Genomic DNA, 15,322 nt, shown 5'->3' on the forward strand with positions numbered 1-15,322 from the left:
ATTTTTTACGGCTTCTTTCAATCCCTTGCCGAAATCGCTCCAGCTTCTCAAAGAGTCTTCGACAACATCCTTAATGGTGTCTTCAAGCTGCTTTTTAATAATTTTTTCTACATACCCTTCAGCGTTCAGTTCTGCCAATTTATCATTAATAATTGCGTTCATATCCATGCTCATCGTTTATCTCTCCTTATGGGCAACGCCCGAATTTGTTTTAAACTCCCAACTCCCGCATTTCTGCATCCTCTGTAGCATCCAAAGTGATTGATGGCATGCCATCCCATAACTCTCGAATCTCATTAGCCTTAGCAATTACTGCTGCTTTTTGCTTTGGTGTTAATACGATATCCATAGCCTCTTGATAATGGTTTTCTGCCTTGGTATAAGCTCGTGTATGCAGTACATTCATGTACCGCCAAAACTTATCGTTACTCAGGGATTTAATCCGCTGGAAGTGTCTGCGCTGTTCTGTTTCAACCATATAACTAATCTCCTATCGTTGTTATAAGAATTAATGAGATTTCATTTGACCTTTCGAGACCTGCTCCTCCATTCCTTCTCCCGTTTTTCAGCTATCTGATCAATCATGTCGGTTACGTTCGTGCGGATATACTCCCTACAATGCTCCGCTTTTACACCACATGTAACTGCTTCGCTAGAAACGAGAGCAAGTAAGTGATCGACTTCCTCTAATTTTCGATATATTTGCAATTCATAAGATTCAAAAATAGGTATTAATTCACGTTTGTTTACAAGGCGCTGCATGTACATTGCATCTCTGACCTTAGCCATTTTAACAACTCCTAATCTTCAAAACGTTCACCATAGTTGTAAACCTTTGGCTCTTCCAATGGTCTACCGAATACGTCAGCCATAAGGGTTGCAAATACCGCCATATCCTTATCTTCAAAGGACTGAAGCAACCGCAATTCTTTAGCCTTGAGACTGCGTCCAGCAGCCGAACTAAGAAGATCTACAACCGGTTTAATCTGATTCTCCCGTTCTTGCTTCTCTCGTTCTTTCTGTTGTTGAATATTTTGTTTATGATGAAATTCCTCCCAGTCCTTTTCATCGAACCAAAAGTAATCTCCATATTTCTCTCGGTATACTGAAATCCAATATTGAAGTAATTCATCAGTCGTTTGGATTTTGTCGTGACAAGGCCAACAAACTCTAAGCCCGTTCGTTTTTACGCCCCGACCTTTCCGCCCCCGAGGCCATACATGGTGAGTAGTATTTGATGCTGCGGTCTTGCAGCACGGGCATACTTCGCCTTGTTCTGCAATAAGCTCAGCAATTACTTCATCACTGAAGTCACACCGATCCTTGGAGCTCTGTCCTGGTTTGTGATGAGCAAGGAGGTTTTTCTTCCACTCTGGAACTTCCCTTCTGGACTTGGCTTTACTTTGCTTTTGAAGGCTGTTGTAGGTCTTCTTTCTTTGACTTCCTTGACAGGCTTCCAGAATGTTTTGTGCTCTCCCATGCTCTTTTGCACCTCCTATATTTCTATTTTAGGGCTATAATATTACGTTTCTACTGCTGTGTTAATGCGGTTTTAAGAGATTTTTTCCAAGTAACCCGCATTTTCGAGTGTCACATAATGCCGTTCACGTTCGGCTGCGGTGAAGTGAATTGGCAACACGGTATGTGCGGCATAAAATGCAATAGCTTCTCTGATCTCATGTGGCTCATTGTCCAATTCTGTTAAAATAAGTGCCTTCATAATTCTGGTTCCCTTCTCTCTTGTTAAGTAAAGATTTCCTTGATCTTGAATCGCTATCTGTATAGCCTCATAGTACATCATAGTGATTCACTTAGCAACACTTTTTAACATCACCTTGCATCTAAGTGATTCACCATGATAAGATTGCACCAAAGGAGGTTGTACGATGGCAGTATCCAAAGGTAATTCGCGAATCATGGTAACTCTTCCGCAGGATCTAAAAAATGAACTTGAACGCCGTGCTGAGATTGAGAATCGTTCTATTAGCAATCTAATATTGACGTTGTTACAGAAGCAAATCAGGTCGGAGCAAGAGGAATAAATCCTCTATGCTCCTTTTGTTTTATTTGAACAGTGTTGTGTTTCTCTTCAGATCCTCTATGAACTTACCTTGCATTTCCGGGAACAATACCCAAGGATGAAAGTCTCCGTAAAAGTCACGTACAGCCAATGCTACTACTTTCGTGATCGCCTCAGCCCCGGTTTTAGCCCACACAAGAACTTTCTTTCCGTCATTATCCCAGCAACAGTGTTCAGGAAAATCATCACAATATCTAACAAGTTCGAATCCACCACCAAATTGATCTATGAAATGACCTCTTAATTGCCAAGCATCATTCATATTTGTTGAAGGAGAGAAACCGTCCTTTAAGCCTTCCGTTATAACAAGATCATCCAGTTCCTTACCTGGATTCATCCTAATAATTTCTTCAGCTGTCATTTTTGTTGCCCACCTCTCAGTTTTATTTTCTCAATGACTTTATCCAGGTGCTTGCCGATCTCAGTCTGAGCAAGCGCCTTGTCTTCTTCAGACTCTGTCTTCTCGCCCATGATCCCCGCAAATTGTGCTGTCTTGAAGCCTAGTGCCTCCATCATCTGTTCATCGCTACCTTCGCCGCATACCAGATAATAGCTGAGTACAGAATCCTTTTGACCCATACGATGTGTCCGGTCCTCACACTGAGAATGGATACCTGGTGACCAATCCAATTCACCAAAAACATTTATGTTCGCTCTTTCTTGCAATCCATCGATACCAGCTGCCGCCCGGAGTGAAATTATGATGAGGTTAGATGCCCCTTTGATGAATTGCTCTTTAGCGTATTCCTTTTGAACGTTTGATTCTGAGCCTGTAACTCGAACAGGCTTGAAAGCCTTAAGTTCTTCCATCCAGATTTCATAGACAGCATGATGGTAACCGTATAGCACGACCGCCTCTCCAGCTTCCAGCAACATCCGAACAAATGCCGCTACATATGGGGCCTTAGATATACCGGTTGCTTGCCGCATCTTTTCTCCGATCTCGCGCTTGGCTCTTCCCTTTTCAAAGTTATTAGCAATGGTATCGTAGCGCTCAATTAGATCAAATACTGATTTCATTTCTCTGGTGAATGTCTTCTCATCAGAGTCAATCTCCTGGACAATCCGCCGCTTGGCCGGAAGTTCGGTAAGGACTTGATCCTTTGTTCTCCTGAGCATCAACCCCTCACGGCGCAAGTGCTGTCCGAGTGCATCGGGATCAGAGACAACCATTTCTCCGTATCCATAACACCACTCCCGCGTAAAGCTCCCCCAATCGCCCAAGCACTGATGTTCAAGAATGTTCATGATGTTCCAAATTTCACCCCCGGCGTTATATACCGGGGTTCCTGATAAGCCAACTACATTCCCTACACTTTCAGATAGCAACGAGGCAGCACTGTATTTCTCGGTTCCAATTCTCCGAAGTTCCTGGATTTCATCGAACACAGCAAATTCGAATTTGTAAGTCGGCAAGACTGACTTCCATCCCCTGAGCAATCCGTAATGGATGATGTAGAAGTTAGCTTCCGGCAGTTCATAAGGAGTCAATCCTTTGATGATATGCACAGATTTGTTTGGATCAGGGAATAAGGCCATCTCTCCAACTACCGGTTGCGGAACAATGAACTTGAGTATCTGTTTCTTCCATTGCGTTTGTACGCTCGTAGGGACCACTATAATACCCGGATAACGCTTTTGGTGGGCAATCCATGCCAATGCCTCCACTGTCTTGCCTAGCCCCATATCGTCTGCCAGAAGCGTAGGAGCATTGTTATTCAGGTAAGCTACTCCTTCCTTCTGGAACTCGGTGAGTGTCCCGTTGAATACTGCCGTTGAGGGTTCTATTTTTTGAGGCCCTTTGCGAATCTGATTTCGCTTCAACACATATCCCACTGCCTGATTGAACTGCTCATCCCATTTTTCCTTGTTGATGATTTCTAAGGGGTAGCGCATCATTAGCCAATTAAGATCCCCGTTGGATCTCTTGTTGCTCTTAAACTTAGCCATCCCCTTATAGCGACCTTCTGCCCCCGGGAAGATACGTTTGGCTGCCTGGCACACGGCCGGCTCTCCTTCGATAACCCAACTATCCGTTTTCTCTTCATAGCTCAGCGTACCGTAAAAGTAATCTGATTCTCCGGGATTCTTAAGGTATGAAGGTAACTCCACAGCATCCATTCTGATTCACCTCATTTACTTGATATGCCCCAAAGTTTACGGAGTCCGATAGATATTACCGGTTTACCGTTAATTGTCTCAGGGAGGTCCATATAGCGTTCTATGACAAGGATTAATCCCTTTACCTCATCAAAGGCGGCATAGCGTTCCAGTTGCCGAAGCACTTGCTGCTCATTTGGCTTCCCTTTCTTTGCTTCTATCCCGATACCATTACCAGCTATGAAGTCAATGCGGTTACGGGGTGCAAGGAGGACTTCGTTTTTATACGAAATCCCCGCTACGTTTAATTGTTCAGCGATAAGTCCGTGAAGCTTGTATTCATCAATGAGAACATGGCAGCGAATCCTTTTTATGGCGGAAATGACCTTGTCCATAGATTTACTCGGCAACTATGAAAAGTGAGTTTTCCGAGAGAGTAGCCGTTAATTGATTCGGATCGTTCTCAGCAGACTTTAGCTTTTCTATTTTCCAAATGATCCGAGACAGTTCACTTTTATCATTTTCATCCAGGTATCTATCAATATCTTGGCTTTCGAGTACTACGTCCTTTTGGGTAGCCGATGCGCTCATATTTCATCTTCCCTTCTGCCTTCTTAATTAGTTTGTTAGCAGCCCGTTTCTGGGCTGCTTTCTCTTTCTTTACTTGATCCAATGGAACAAACTCACCACGCTTTTTAGTGAGTATTTCAATGCGTATAGTTGGATATATTGCTTGGAAGAGCTTCAACTTCGTACGGAATACTGCCGTTTCAGCACCTTTTATGTCCACTACCCGTTCTGATCCGTCTATATTGGTGATTAGGAAATCAGCGATATACGTGATCTTAGGCTTCTCTTGAAGTATATATTTGGGCTGTAGAGTAAAATCCTTTATGAGTCCAATCTTCTTCAACTGCAGTAGATGCCGGTAATACTCGCCTTCCATCATGCTGTCGAATCTGTTCCCGGTGATTTTGATATTGTATTTCTTCAGTTGTGCTTCCTCGAACATTGTTCCGTCTGAGGTAACTATGACCTTCTTGGCATTGTATTTGTTCAATATCCATTCACCTGACGCTCATGATTGACTTTGTTCTTGGCTGCGTAAGCATCGGCTATCTGCTCGAATGTAAAATTGAATCCAACAAGACCGATAGCTAAAAATACATACCAAGCATTCCTGAAACATATCTCACGCTTTGTCCTTCCGAGTTTTTCCTCAATCTTCTCATCGCGGTCTCTTTCCATATGAAATTTCATGAGCCAGTACATCGATTCCAAGAATGCACCTGTTACTTCTCCATCTAAACCTTCGTCCCTTGTTTCTTCAATTGCATCTTCTGAAATATAAAGAGCGTCCAGCCAGCCGTATTGACCTGCGATACTCAGGAAGAAATGAACGCAATCAACGAATTCTTCCAGAAGGGGATTGGTAATCTTCCCTTTTTCATTACAACGACCACAGATAACGCGTTCTCCACTAAACCAAAATCCCTTTCCGCTGCATTTCGGACATTCAATCAGGGCATCGTATCCATGCTTTGGTTCGCTGCGATCACTCCAAAACTTAAATCCCCTGTACTCATTTGCGCACTCTGCCAACTCGACTTGGAGAGCCAGTGTTCGCTTGTAAAGCAGATCCTGACCTTCCAGTCCTTTTTCAGCAACGATCTTTGCATCTAGTTCTTTTTGCATGTTGTACATTTCTTCAAGAGTAAGAGTCATTATTTATACCTCCGTTGTTCGATATGGAAGAACAATTCTATAATTTCGCTCGTCATCAGCGTCTTTGATTAAGATGGGGTTCGTCATACCCGAGTACCCTATGATAAGTTCCTTGGAATTAATGGAATCAGCAGCTTCAAGGAAGTACTCCCCGTTAAATGCAACTTTAAATCCTTTTCCTTGAAGTGAGATGATATCTACAAATTCATTTACTTTTCCTACGCCTTCAGCAGCAGCTTTGAGTTCAATAACCTCTCCTACGTACATACGGGTAACTTTGGACTTTTGGTCTTTGATGATAATCTTCACACTCTGGAGGGCATCGATCAATAATTCACGATTTACCCGAAGTGTCGATTGGTAGTTATTCGGTACCATTCGGTCTACATCTGGGTATGTCCCTTCTAAGACCCGAGAACAAAATATAAAATTCTTCGTAACGACTACAAGTTTCGATTGAACCAGCTTAATTACCAACTTCTCCTCTGGTCCGATCAGATTCATAAGGTCGGACATTGTCTTAGCTCCCACGATGATCTGCATTTCGATCAAGTTATCTGCCACTTGTACCGAAGATGACAATCTATGCCGGTCTGTACTGGTGACATTAATCATGTTGTCTTGAAACCTAACGCGGAGTCCGGTTAAAATCGGTGTTGCCTCACTCTCTGATGCTGCATAGGCCGTCTCTTTGACTAAAACTTTTAACGCTCGTCCCTCTAGCTCTACCGAAGCACCTTCGGGATCTTCGATGAAATGAGGATATTCTTCTGGATCTAAGCCGGGAAGGTCATATTTCTTTCTTCCACTCTTAATCTCAGTCTCGAATCCGACCGTCTCGATATCGATTACGCCTTTCATTACTTTCACGATCTCAGCGATTCTTTTCCCTGGTATAGTCGCTGAACCAGGCTTGATCAACTCATAATCATCCGAATCAATTTTTGATTGTAGAAACTGAGTTCCGTTTCCACCGGTGATGTATAGTCCGTCATGTTTTGCTTCAAAAAGAAATTCAGCCAATATCGGGATAACATTTTTTGATGGTAGGAACTTAGCCGCTTGTTCTAACGGCTTGATAAGAATATGCTTATCAATTGATATTTTCATAACTTTCCTCCTGTGTTACGAGAATTATCCCTACGTCGATTCCGCCCACCTACATGCAGCACTTCAGCAAATGGCTCTATCCGTTCCAAAATTCTCTCAGCCTTCTTTTCATGCTGGCGCTGATCCATAGTTTTGGCGGCATCTTTGACGTTTATCAAGTGTTGCCGCAATTCCTTGATCGTTAGGTTCGACGTGTAAATTGTGACTAATCGCTCCATTCGGCGTTGTAGAATGGGTCCCAGTATTTCATCTCGCGTCCATGTAGTCAGGTACTCAGCTCCGATATCATCTAAGATGAGCACTGTAACGTTCTGTAAGGCCTCTAGTTTAGACAAAACCGTTTCTGTCTTTGATCCAATAGCATCCTTCGCCTCAGACATAAAGTCTGGGACATAGACCATTGCAACGTCTACTCCTTGAGAAGCTAACTCCTGAGCAATCGCACCGGAGATCAAGCTTTTGCCTACACCCATTTGACCGTATAAATAAAGCCCTTTTTTGCTCTTTCCAACCTCGAAGTTCTCACATAGGTCCATAGCCTTTATGATTGCAGCAGATCTATGGGGGTCAAGATCAATGCCCTCAAAAGTCGCATTCACAATGTGATCAGGAATAAAATGACTTTTAATCTTTCCCATTACCCTTTGCTGTTTCTCGTGAGAAAGGAGCAAAGGGCATTTTTGGAGCCTATAAATCAATCCCATATCGTCATCCGGATTTTCCTCTACAACGCTACAGTGACCTTTGTGGTCGTTCTGACAACCAACTAATTCTTTGCAGCCTCTACAGTTATCAAAACTAACAAGGTGTCGTGATAACGAACCGTAATTTGTCGGATGTGTCAAGTTGTCCACTCGGTCAGGAAAAGTTTCCTTGATTCTTTTCGTTTCAGGATGTTCTTCTAGCCGTGTTATCGCTGCTGCCTTTCGCTCGGCAAATCCCTTTGGGATAAGTTTTTTCAGTTCATCACCTAAGTTTCCCAATCACACCACAGCCTCACGCTTGGCTTTCAACCGCTCAAGCTTTTTTTGATATTCTTCTTGATCATAATCCGGTTCATCCTTAGTTTCAGAATCTATGACTGTATTAATCTTCTGTTCGTCTATTTTTTCTTCTTGCTCGGATAATAAATTATAAATGCGTCCTTCGCAGTACTTGATACTTTTGATCTCGTCTCGTTTATGTTTAGGTTTAAATTTATCAAAGGAAAGATTTATGCCGTCAATGGCAACGGAGATCGGAACTCCGTCTGCAATGAGTTGATCTAAAAACAACTCATCATTAACCTTAAGATCAAGTCCCTTTGCTCTGCGTTTGAGATAAAGGTCTGCGACTTGTTTACGATAATCAAATTCAGCAGCTTTCCGGTTGGAGTCGGCATCCCCGGCAGGAACGGCATCCTGGCTATCTGTATTGATTTTGTTTGAAAGTCCTTTGTCCATTTCAGTGTCCTCCTCTAAACAACAACTACTATTGTTTTTAATAATGTTTTTAATAATGTTTTTAGAGACGCGTTTCGCCTTACAGCCGCAAGGGTTTGAGGCACCTCCAACTTCTCGTTTTGAGAAGCCCGAGCTTCTTGTTTTAAGAAGTAACAACTTCTTGTTTTGAGAAGCCATGATGATAATTCCATGTACCTTCGATTTCTCGGGCTTCTTGTTTTGAGAAGTTCCGCCACTTTTAAAGTTGATGTTTTTACTAACTAAATCCTTGAATATTTCTTCATTCCATCCCTTTACCGGACTAATCTGCCACTGCTCATAATCTTTGTTCACCGCAAAAATATTGTTATTTTTATTCCAAACTATCACTCGACAATTGGATAGATGATCAAGTTCCTTTCGAATATTTTGGTATCCAACGCCACATAACTCGAAGTATTTGAGCAAAGGTATCGATGCTGTTTTCTTCTGACACCCATACGACAACCGCCATATGAAGAGAATGATGTCTTTCTGACGCTTGGAAAAATCACGACGTATGATTTCATTCCATATCTCGTTGGCAAGCTTTACAAAGCCATTCTCTGGTTGTGGATTCGCCAATCACCTCACCTCTGATAACTATTGCTGTACATCGTCCCATCAGCAAAATTAACTTTCATTTTCAGCTTGAGGGTGTGAATGTTCTCCTGAAGACTTTTAAACTCGTTACGCCATTTCATTGAGCGACCATAGGATTCTGCTTCAAGCACTCTAATTTCTCTTGTAGCCAACTCTGCACGCTCCTTCTTAGGTGCTTTAGCAGAAATATATGCTTCCGCATAGTCCATGTCACGCTGGACGTGAATGCGTTTATAGAGCCTGTCGCATTCACTCGAAATTTCTCCAGACAGTTCATGACACTGTGTAAGTAACTCAATCTTTTCTTGCAATGATGCTGGGTTGTTCTCAGGCAAAACATTAGCCTGTTTCTTCATTAAATCTACTTGCTCTATGTAAGCCGCAAGGTCGAACTCGTTTTCTTCCTCCATGCTTACAACTCCGTTCTCAGAATGGAAGATCATCATCGCTTATGTCTATGGGTTTGCCATCGCCAGAGAATGGATCACCATAACCTCCGTTTTGTTCGCTAGAGCTTCTATTTTGACTGCTACTACCAGTTCCATTACTACTTGATGAATGACTACCACCCTGGTCATTGCTTCTGTTGGACTCCAGGAATCGCACATTATCTGCAATGACTTCGGTGACGTAAATACGCTTCCCTTCGTTATTCTCATAGTTGCGGACCTGAATTCGTCCCTCTACCGCTGTCAGCCGGCCTTTGCGCAAATAGTTCGCGCATGTCTCAGCCAACTGCCGCCAGGTAACTACTGGAATGAAGTCCGCTTCCTTCTCTCCGTTTTGACCGGTAAAGTTGCGGTCTACGGCAAGAGTGAACTGCGTCACAGCAACACCAGCAGGAGTATAACGAAGTTCAGGATCACGGGTCAGTCTACCAATCAAAATAATTCTATTGAGCATTTATAGCACCTCGTCCATTTAGAAATTTCATCTCAGCAATAAATCTGCTTGGTTCAGATGGAATGACATTGCCCCAACTGCTATGTGATTTAGTAGTAATAATAATAAGTTCATTCTCTGCCCGGGTTACCGCTACATAGGCCAATCTACGTTCTTCTTCAATATCTCTGGTGTTTTGGCTTGGAAACAGCCCTTCGTTCATGCCCACAAGGAAAACTGTCGAAAACTCAAGCCCCTTGCTACCGTGAATGGTCATAAGTTTCACCGCGTCTCGGTCTTCCATTAGTTTTTCTTGAATATCTCTGATTTTGACCCATTTGAGGAACGCAGTAGGACTATGGTCTTCACCAGCCTTCAACTGCCGCTCAACCCAATACATGATGTAGGTCTGAGCTTGATCCAGATCCTCAAGACGATTGTTAAGATACCGCTCTATATAGCGTTCTCTCAGCTTTAATCTACTGGACAATAAATCTAATGCATCGTAAGCAGATACGCACTCTCTGACTGATTCAGCAACCCCCTGTAGGATGGCAGCATATTGGACAACCCTTTCTTCGTTCGAATCTACTAATGCCTCCCACAATGGAATTGACTTATCTATGGCTGTCTGCTCTGCAATCTGAAGTTGCATATCAGTCAGTGACCGCTCTGGAAACTTAATGACTCTTTTAAAATTCGTTTCGTCCTGCGGGTTAAATATCCATGCAAGGTAGTTCAATAGCGACTTTACGTCAGGCTTTTTAAGAGGATCATCCGAAGCGCTCAATACAGTACATGGAATGTTCTCCCGCCGCAACGCTTGATAAAAGTTATCAATTTGAGCATTCGTCCGTGCCAATATCGCAAAATTTGAATACTCGGCGTTCTGTACTCTCTCTTTGATCTGGCTGATTACATAATCCATTTCAGTATCATCGTCAACCAAAGAGACTACATCAACGCTGGTACCTTCCTTGTAGGCTACTAGCCCTCCACCAATTTCAACTCCACTATGAGAGATTAAGTTATTGGCAGCTTCGACTATCGAAACTGTTGAACGATAATTGCGGTTAAGCTCAATTACTTCTGTATTTGGATAAGAACCTGTAAATTCAAGAATGTTACTAACCCGTGCTCCACGCCATCCATAGATAGATTGTCTCCAATCGCCTATACAGAACAGATGCTCAGGATTCAGTAGCCGGATAAACTCCATTTGCTGATGGTCCGTATCCTGAAACTCGTCCACGAATAGATACTTCCATTGTTTCCGGTAGAAATCAGCAACATCAGAATGATTACTGAACAACGTGTTGACCTTTGAAATCAGAGCGTCCAGATCCACGGCATTGTAACGGCGTAACTGATAGTTATATTCGTCCCAAACCGCCTGTTCCTCAAGACCCTTGATTCTCAAATCTACTGCCTTGAGGACTTTACTCACGCTGGTTCTATAACCCATTGTTTTGATAATGACCTTCATGACCTCTTCCTGATCCTCTTGGGAGTAAATCGTGAATTGTCTATCAAGATTCAAACGGTGCCCCCATTCTTGGAGGATACGAACTGCAAGTGCATGGAACGTGCAACATGTGATTCGTTTGGATTCATGTTCTCCAATCAATGGAACCAGTCGATCTTTCATTTCTTTTGCCGCAGCTCTGGTGAAGGTTATGGCCACAATGCTTGATGCACCCACTCGATGATTTAGATTAAGATGTGCGATCCGATGAGTCAGGGTACGGGTTTTACCCGTCCCTGCTCCAGCTCTCATTAGGATCTCGTCCGACTCAGATAAAACAGCTGATGCCTGTTCCTCATTCAGCCCAGCAGTGAAATTAACCACGTGCCGCAGCCCCCTCTGGAGTCAGATCCCAAATGGTCCAGCCCTCTGCTTCCGAGATTTCAACGACACCAGCAATCAAGATATTGTCCAGCTTGTGGGACAAGGCGTTCAAACCTTTCAGAACACCGCTCAGGTTCTTCTTATCCAAGTTGTTGATATCGTCCAAGGCCAACACTTTAAGAGGCGGATTCGCTCTCTCGAGCAGCGTGACAAGGAATGCAGAAAGGAACATCAACTTTTCCCCAGTGGACAGAACATCGAAGTTCGTTTTGCGATCGTTCTTGATCCATCCGAACTGAAACACTTCCTTGCCTGTCTCAGACTCCGTGCTGAAGAACATTGGATACTGAATACCCATCAACTGCAGATTCTCATTGATAGAGTCTTCGATAGGACCAAGTACACCTTTCACTAACTCCCCTTGAATCCCTTTAGCCCCCAGCGCCTCCGCTAAGCTCTTGCAAGCCGTGAAGTAATACTGAGCCTTGCTTGCTGAGATCATGGCTGTCTGAGCATTAGAGAGCGTGATCTTGGCTTTCTCTTTCTCTTCAATAACTCTCTCGAATTCATCAATTTGCCTTTCTAGCGCCGTTAACTGTGGCTCCAGTATTTCAAGTGGGGCAAAAGTTGGCTGCTTGTCATTCAGGAGGCGTTCCTGTTCCTGCTGCAAGTTGATGATTTTGTTCTGTGTATCCTGGTGACGGCTAATTTCTTCTTGTTCGTCCTTACGGATTATTTCAATCCGTGAACGGATGCGGTCATTAGCAGTGTTTTCATCGTTCGCAGATTTATAAAGCGCCTGCTTCGATTGTTCCAGAGAACTTTCTTCAGCACGTAACTCCTTAATTTCGTTTCGCAAGTCTATTTGTTGTTGTTCCAGAGAATTTAGTTGTTCTTTCAAGGACGGGCCTTTCTGCCCAACAAATGAAGTGAATTTTGAAAAATCCTTATCACATCCAATTTGATGGTGGATTACGCAGACACCAGCGCCCTTTTCCTCAATATTTTTCAGAACCTCGTTCATGGTATTGAGTTCAAGGCTGAGTTTGTCGGAATTCTGTCTAGCATCCACGCCCTCTGCGGTCTTGGATTCTCTCAAAGCAACCAGCGCATCGATCTGATCTTGGATAGTTTGCGCTTCACCACTAACATCTGTTTGCTTAATTGACTGCTGGAGCACCGCAATTTCCGCCGCATAGTCACGATCGGAATTAACATCTAGAATTGATGTCAGCTGTTCAATCTCGCCTTTTAGGTCCTCTAAACGTCCGCGCTTCTGCTCCCATTGCCGTTTAATTTCATGACCCGCCTTAATCTGCCCATGAACGTCGGTATGCTGCTGCCGGAAGTCTTTCAGTTCTTCTTTTTTGGTTGTGATATCCCGATCAGTCTCTTCAAGCTTATTTTTCATGTCAGCCAGCTCGCGCACCGCGCCAGTAGCATCATTCTGTTTTTTGTTCCAATGCTTCTGTTGCGATTCAACCCATGAGGTCATAGCTTGAAGACCGGAAGATAGATCATAATCACTAGGCCATTCATCTAAGCAATCATTAATCAACTCTTTGGATGCTTCATAAAGATCAGGATTTGCTTCCTGAAGTCCTTGGGTCAACAACTTTTGGATAAGATGAGCAGATACCTTTTTCTTATCCCATTCTTCGCTGGATATAGGAGACAAGCTATAGATAAATTCACGTCGTTTAGCATCCGACATATCAAGAAACTGCTGGAAGTCAAAGACCATCGGGAAGTTTCCAATCTCAGCTGAGATTCGCGCATTCATTTGCGTGGAGTTTTTCTCGCCTTTATTCGGTGAAACTGTGATCGATTCGCTGTATTTTACCTCTTTTGATCCAGTGCCCTTCAACTTTTCGGCACGAATGACCGAGCGATCAAAGGAGAATGAATCCATTTGCAAACCAGCCGTCATCTCATCTCCAGAACTGAGTTTGAACGTTTCGGCGTTAGTCTTCTTGCCGGGAATATACCCCAGCATTGCTAGTTGTACGGCTTGGAGCCGTGTAGACTTACCGGAACCATTAGGACCTACGAAGATATCCTTCCCAGTCAACTCTTGGTCGAAAGTATTACCCTTTATGTTTTTGGTGCGAATAGTTTTGATCATTAAAAACGCGGACCTCCTTTGGTTGAAAGAAAGCTTTCTTCTATTTCGATAGACTCTTCTGAGGCGTTGATCGTTTCTTCGATCACTTCAGCCCCAGCAACCGAACTGGTTTGTTGAAATTCAGCAGCGATTTCATTCAGTTTCGTTTCATCAAACGTGTCTTTGTATCCAATCACTAGAACGTCTACTACGCCGTTGTAAGCCTTTAACTTTGCTAATGGCATACTTGGCTGCTGTTTAATAGAAGCCTTCCACGCAAGTGTCTGAACGATCTTGTCACCGTGTTCTTTGTTATTTATGAGGTTTTGAATAACGCGGATTACATCAATGTTGTCATGTCTGCCATAGACCCCCAATTCCCCTTGGAAGGCCATGAAAATACCGGATCTGAGTTCCTCATCAGTTAACGTCCCTTCCATGCAAAGCTTGCCGGCATCCCGGTTCTCTTCGATCTTCTGCATAAGTTCCTTGACAAAACGAACACGGATATCAAAGAGGACAGTGGCGGAACTAACAATTGGCTTACCAGAAGGAGACATGCCTACTGTGATTTTTTGTGACCAGAACTTATCTGCCGTACCGGTCTCTGGATCAAATTCAATATATGGATTACTCACCTCGCGCCCATCGGCAAGGTGGATTGTATCAGGTGTAATTGTGGAGATCCCTGCAACCAAATTACATGCACGGTACCCCTCGGCACTAATGCCCCATTCACCATCATCGAATTGAATCAGGTGTCCATCGGCATTCGTCAGGCGAACAACGCCTACTGTGTTTTCCGCACTGGTAAAGAGGTTTCCGGCGCGGGAATTTACAGTTTTCCATTGCTCGGGATAGTTAATTGATATTTCTTGCATTTGCAAATCCTCCAATTCATGTTAATATGGAGGCGAAAACATGTTTTCTAGGACAATGTTTTCGCCCAAATGTTTCATCTACCCAAATGGCTCTGCTCCCCAGCAGGGTCATTTTTCTGTTCTGCCAACGCTAAGGCAGTATCCAAGTCATCCAAAACCGATTGAAATTCATGTCCAAAGAACCATCCAGCTCGTTCCAACGCTGCCCCGATTGAGACATTCGTTGTCTCTTCCTGCATTTTCTTAAGCTTGTGAATGGCGTGCTTGAGATGATGTTCCACATGTGCAGCCCCCTTTGCAATTCGACACTGGATAAGCATCATTTAACAAATCACGGATCGCTAGTATGTTCTTCAATCCAGTTACCTTTAGAGAAGGATCTTCTCCATCTAATTTGTAGACCAATAGAGCGTGAAGCTCATTTTCTACGAACACGACATCTTCAGATTCTAACTTGATAGTCATAGCTGGTATGCCATTAATCATGATTTTTCACCACCAAAGGAAAATTCCTCAAAATGATTTCGT

Annotated in this window: 20 protein-coding genes; 1 reads left to right on the top strand and 19 read right to left on the bottom strand. The window is 43.3% G+C overall.

The window, feature by feature from the left end:
* Window positions 1–211: 211 nt before the first annotated feature.
* The 4 genes from MHH60_RS30570 to MHH60_RS30585 form a co-directional block, all read right to left on the bottom strand.
* On the bottom strand, window positions 212–478 hold the full coding sequence (locus MHH60_RS30570) for a hypothetical protein (protein ID WP_076135743.1): 267 nt from the start codon (window positions 476–478) through the stop codon (window positions 212–214).
* 41 nt (window positions 479–519) lie between these two features.
* The gene (locus tag MHH60_RS30575) at window positions 520–789 is read right to left on the bottom strand and encodes a hypothetical protein (RefSeq protein WP_076135741.1); all 270 of its coding nucleotides are present in this window, start codon (window positions 787–789) and stop codon (window positions 520–522) included.
* A 505-nt stretch (window positions 790–1,294) separates the two neighbouring features.
* Entirely contained in the window at window positions 1,295–1,480 is a 186-nt protein-coding gene (locus MHH60_RS30580; protein ID WP_256715131.1) for a hypothetical protein, read from the bottom strand.
* Between the two features lie 72 nt (window positions 1,481–1,552).
* Window positions 1,553–1,801 carry a hypothetical protein gene (locus MHH60_RS30585; protein ID WP_143766709.1) on the bottom strand — a complete coding sequence of 83 codons (249 nt, stop codon included), beginning with the start codon at window positions 1,799–1,801 and terminating at the stop codon, window positions 1,553–1,555.
* 85 nt (window positions 1,802–1,886) lie between these two features.
* Between MHH60_RS30585 and MHH60_RS30590 the strand changes: the two genes are divergently transcribed.
* Window positions 1,887–2,042 (top strand): ribbon-helix-helix domain-containing protein, encoded by a 156-nt coding sequence (locus MHH60_RS30590; protein ID WP_076135737.1) that lies wholly within the window; start codon window positions 1,887–1,889, stop codon window positions 2,040–2,042.
* 21 nt (window positions 2,043–2,063) lie between these two features.
* On the opposite strand, the gene MHH60_RS30595 is transcribed toward MHH60_RS30590, so the two are convergent.
* The 15 genes from MHH60_RS30595 to MHH60_RS30665 all read right to left on the bottom strand — a co-directional run bounded on the left by MHH60_RS30595 (window position 2,064) and on the right by MHH60_RS30665 (window position 15,280).
* Window positions 2,064–2,441, bottom strand: a complete 378-nt coding sequence (locus tag MHH60_RS30595) for a hypothetical protein (RefSeq protein WP_076135735.1) — start codon at window positions 2,439–2,441, stop codon at window positions 2,064–2,066.
* Window positions 2,438–4,201, bottom strand: a complete 1,764-nt coding sequence (locus tag MHH60_RS30600) for a DEAD/DEAH box helicase (RefSeq protein WP_076135733.1) — start codon at window positions 4,199–4,201, stop codon at window positions 2,438–2,440. The genes MHH60_RS30595 and MHH60_RS30600 overlap by 4 nt, the downstream gene beginning before the upstream one ends.
* 11 nt (window positions 4,202–4,212) lie before the next feature.
* On the bottom strand, window positions 4,213–4,590 hold the full coding sequence (locus MHH60_RS30605; RefSeq protein WP_341161198.1) for a hypothetical protein: 378 nt from the start codon (window positions 4,588–4,590) through the stop codon (window positions 4,213–4,215).
* Between the two features lie 128 nt (window positions 4,591–4,718).
* Complete coding sequence (locus MHH60_RS30610) at window positions 4,719–5,240, bottom strand: DUF1064 domain-containing protein (protein ID WP_076135728.1); 522 nt, start codon at window positions 5,238–5,240, stop codon at window positions 4,719–4,721.
* Complete coding sequence (locus MHH60_RS30615; protein ID WP_076135726.1) at window positions 5,237–5,905, bottom strand: dUTP diphosphatase; 669 nt, start codon at window positions 5,903–5,905, stop codon at window positions 5,237–5,239. The genes MHH60_RS30610 and MHH60_RS30615 overlap by 4 nt, the downstream gene beginning before the upstream one ends.
* 3 nt (window positions 5,906–5,908) lie before the next feature.
* Window positions 5,909–7,015: a DNA polymerase III subunit beta gene (dnaN, locus tag MHH60_RS30620; RefSeq protein ID WP_076135723.1), complete on the bottom strand. Its 1,107-nt coding sequence runs from the start codon at window positions 7,013–7,015 to the stop codon at window positions 5,909–5,911.
* Complete coding sequence (locus MHH60_RS30625; protein WP_256715136.1) at window positions 7,012–7,719, bottom strand: ATP-binding protein; 708 nt, start codon at window positions 7,717–7,719, stop codon at window positions 7,012–7,014. The genes dnaN and MHH60_RS30625 overlap by 4 nt, the downstream gene beginning before the upstream one ends.
* Window positions 7,720–7,998: 279 nt before the next feature.
* Entirely contained in the window at window positions 7,999–9,060 is a 1,062-nt protein-coding gene (locus MHH60_RS30630; protein ID WP_076135719.1) for a replication protein, read from the bottom strand.
* A 5-nt stretch (window positions 9,061–9,065) separates the two neighbouring features.
* Window positions 9,066–9,488, bottom strand: a complete 423-nt coding sequence (locus MHH60_RS30635; RefSeq protein WP_076135717.1) for a hypothetical protein — start codon at window positions 9,486–9,488, stop codon at window positions 9,066–9,068.
* A 16-nt stretch (window positions 9,489–9,504) separates the two neighbouring features.
* Window positions 9,505–9,981, bottom strand: coding sequence for a single-stranded DNA-binding protein (gene ssb / locus MHH60_RS30640; RefSeq protein ID WP_076135714.1), 477 nt, complete (start codon window positions 9,979–9,981; stop codon window positions 9,505–9,507).
* Window positions 9,971–11,809: an ATP-dependent helicase gene (locus MHH60_RS30645; protein WP_076135712.1), complete on the bottom strand. Its 1,839-nt coding sequence runs from the start codon at window positions 11,807–11,809 to the stop codon at window positions 9,971–9,973. Before MHH60_RS30645 ends, ssb begins: the two co-directional genes overlap by 11 nt.
* Window positions 11,802–13,934 carry a hypothetical protein gene (locus MHH60_RS30650; RefSeq protein WP_076135710.1) on the bottom strand — a complete coding sequence of 711 codons (2,133 nt, stop codon included), beginning with the start codon at window positions 13,932–13,934 and terminating at the stop codon, window positions 11,802–11,804. The genes MHH60_RS30645 and MHH60_RS30650 overlap by 8 nt, the downstream gene beginning before the upstream one ends.
* A complete protein-coding gene (locus tag MHH60_RS30655) occupies window positions 13,934–14,794 on the bottom strand; it encodes a hypothetical protein (RefSeq protein ID WP_076135708.1) in 861 nt (286 codons plus the stop codon). The genes MHH60_RS30650 and MHH60_RS30655 overlap by 1 nt, the downstream gene beginning before the upstream one ends.
* Before the next feature lie 74 nt (window positions 14,795–14,868).
* Window positions 14,869–15,075 carry a hypothetical protein gene (locus MHH60_RS30660; RefSeq protein WP_076135707.1) on the bottom strand — a complete coding sequence of 69 codons (207 nt, stop codon included), beginning with the start codon at window positions 15,073–15,075 and terminating at the stop codon, window positions 14,869–14,871.
* A complete protein-coding gene (locus tag MHH60_RS30665) occupies window positions 15,038–15,280 on the bottom strand; it encodes a hypothetical protein (RefSeq protein WP_179088908.1) in 243 nt (80 codons plus the stop codon). The genes MHH60_RS30660 and MHH60_RS30665 overlap by 38 nt, the downstream gene beginning before the upstream one ends.
* Window positions 15,281–15,322: the final 42 nt, after the last annotated feature.

Origin of the sequence: Paenibacillus sp. FSL H7-0716, from assembly GCF_038002705.1 — a bacterium.
GTDB classification, from domain to species: domain Bacteria; phylum Bacillota; class Bacilli; order Paenibacillales; family Paenibacillaceae; genus Paenibacillus_AQ; species Paenibacillus_AQ odorifer.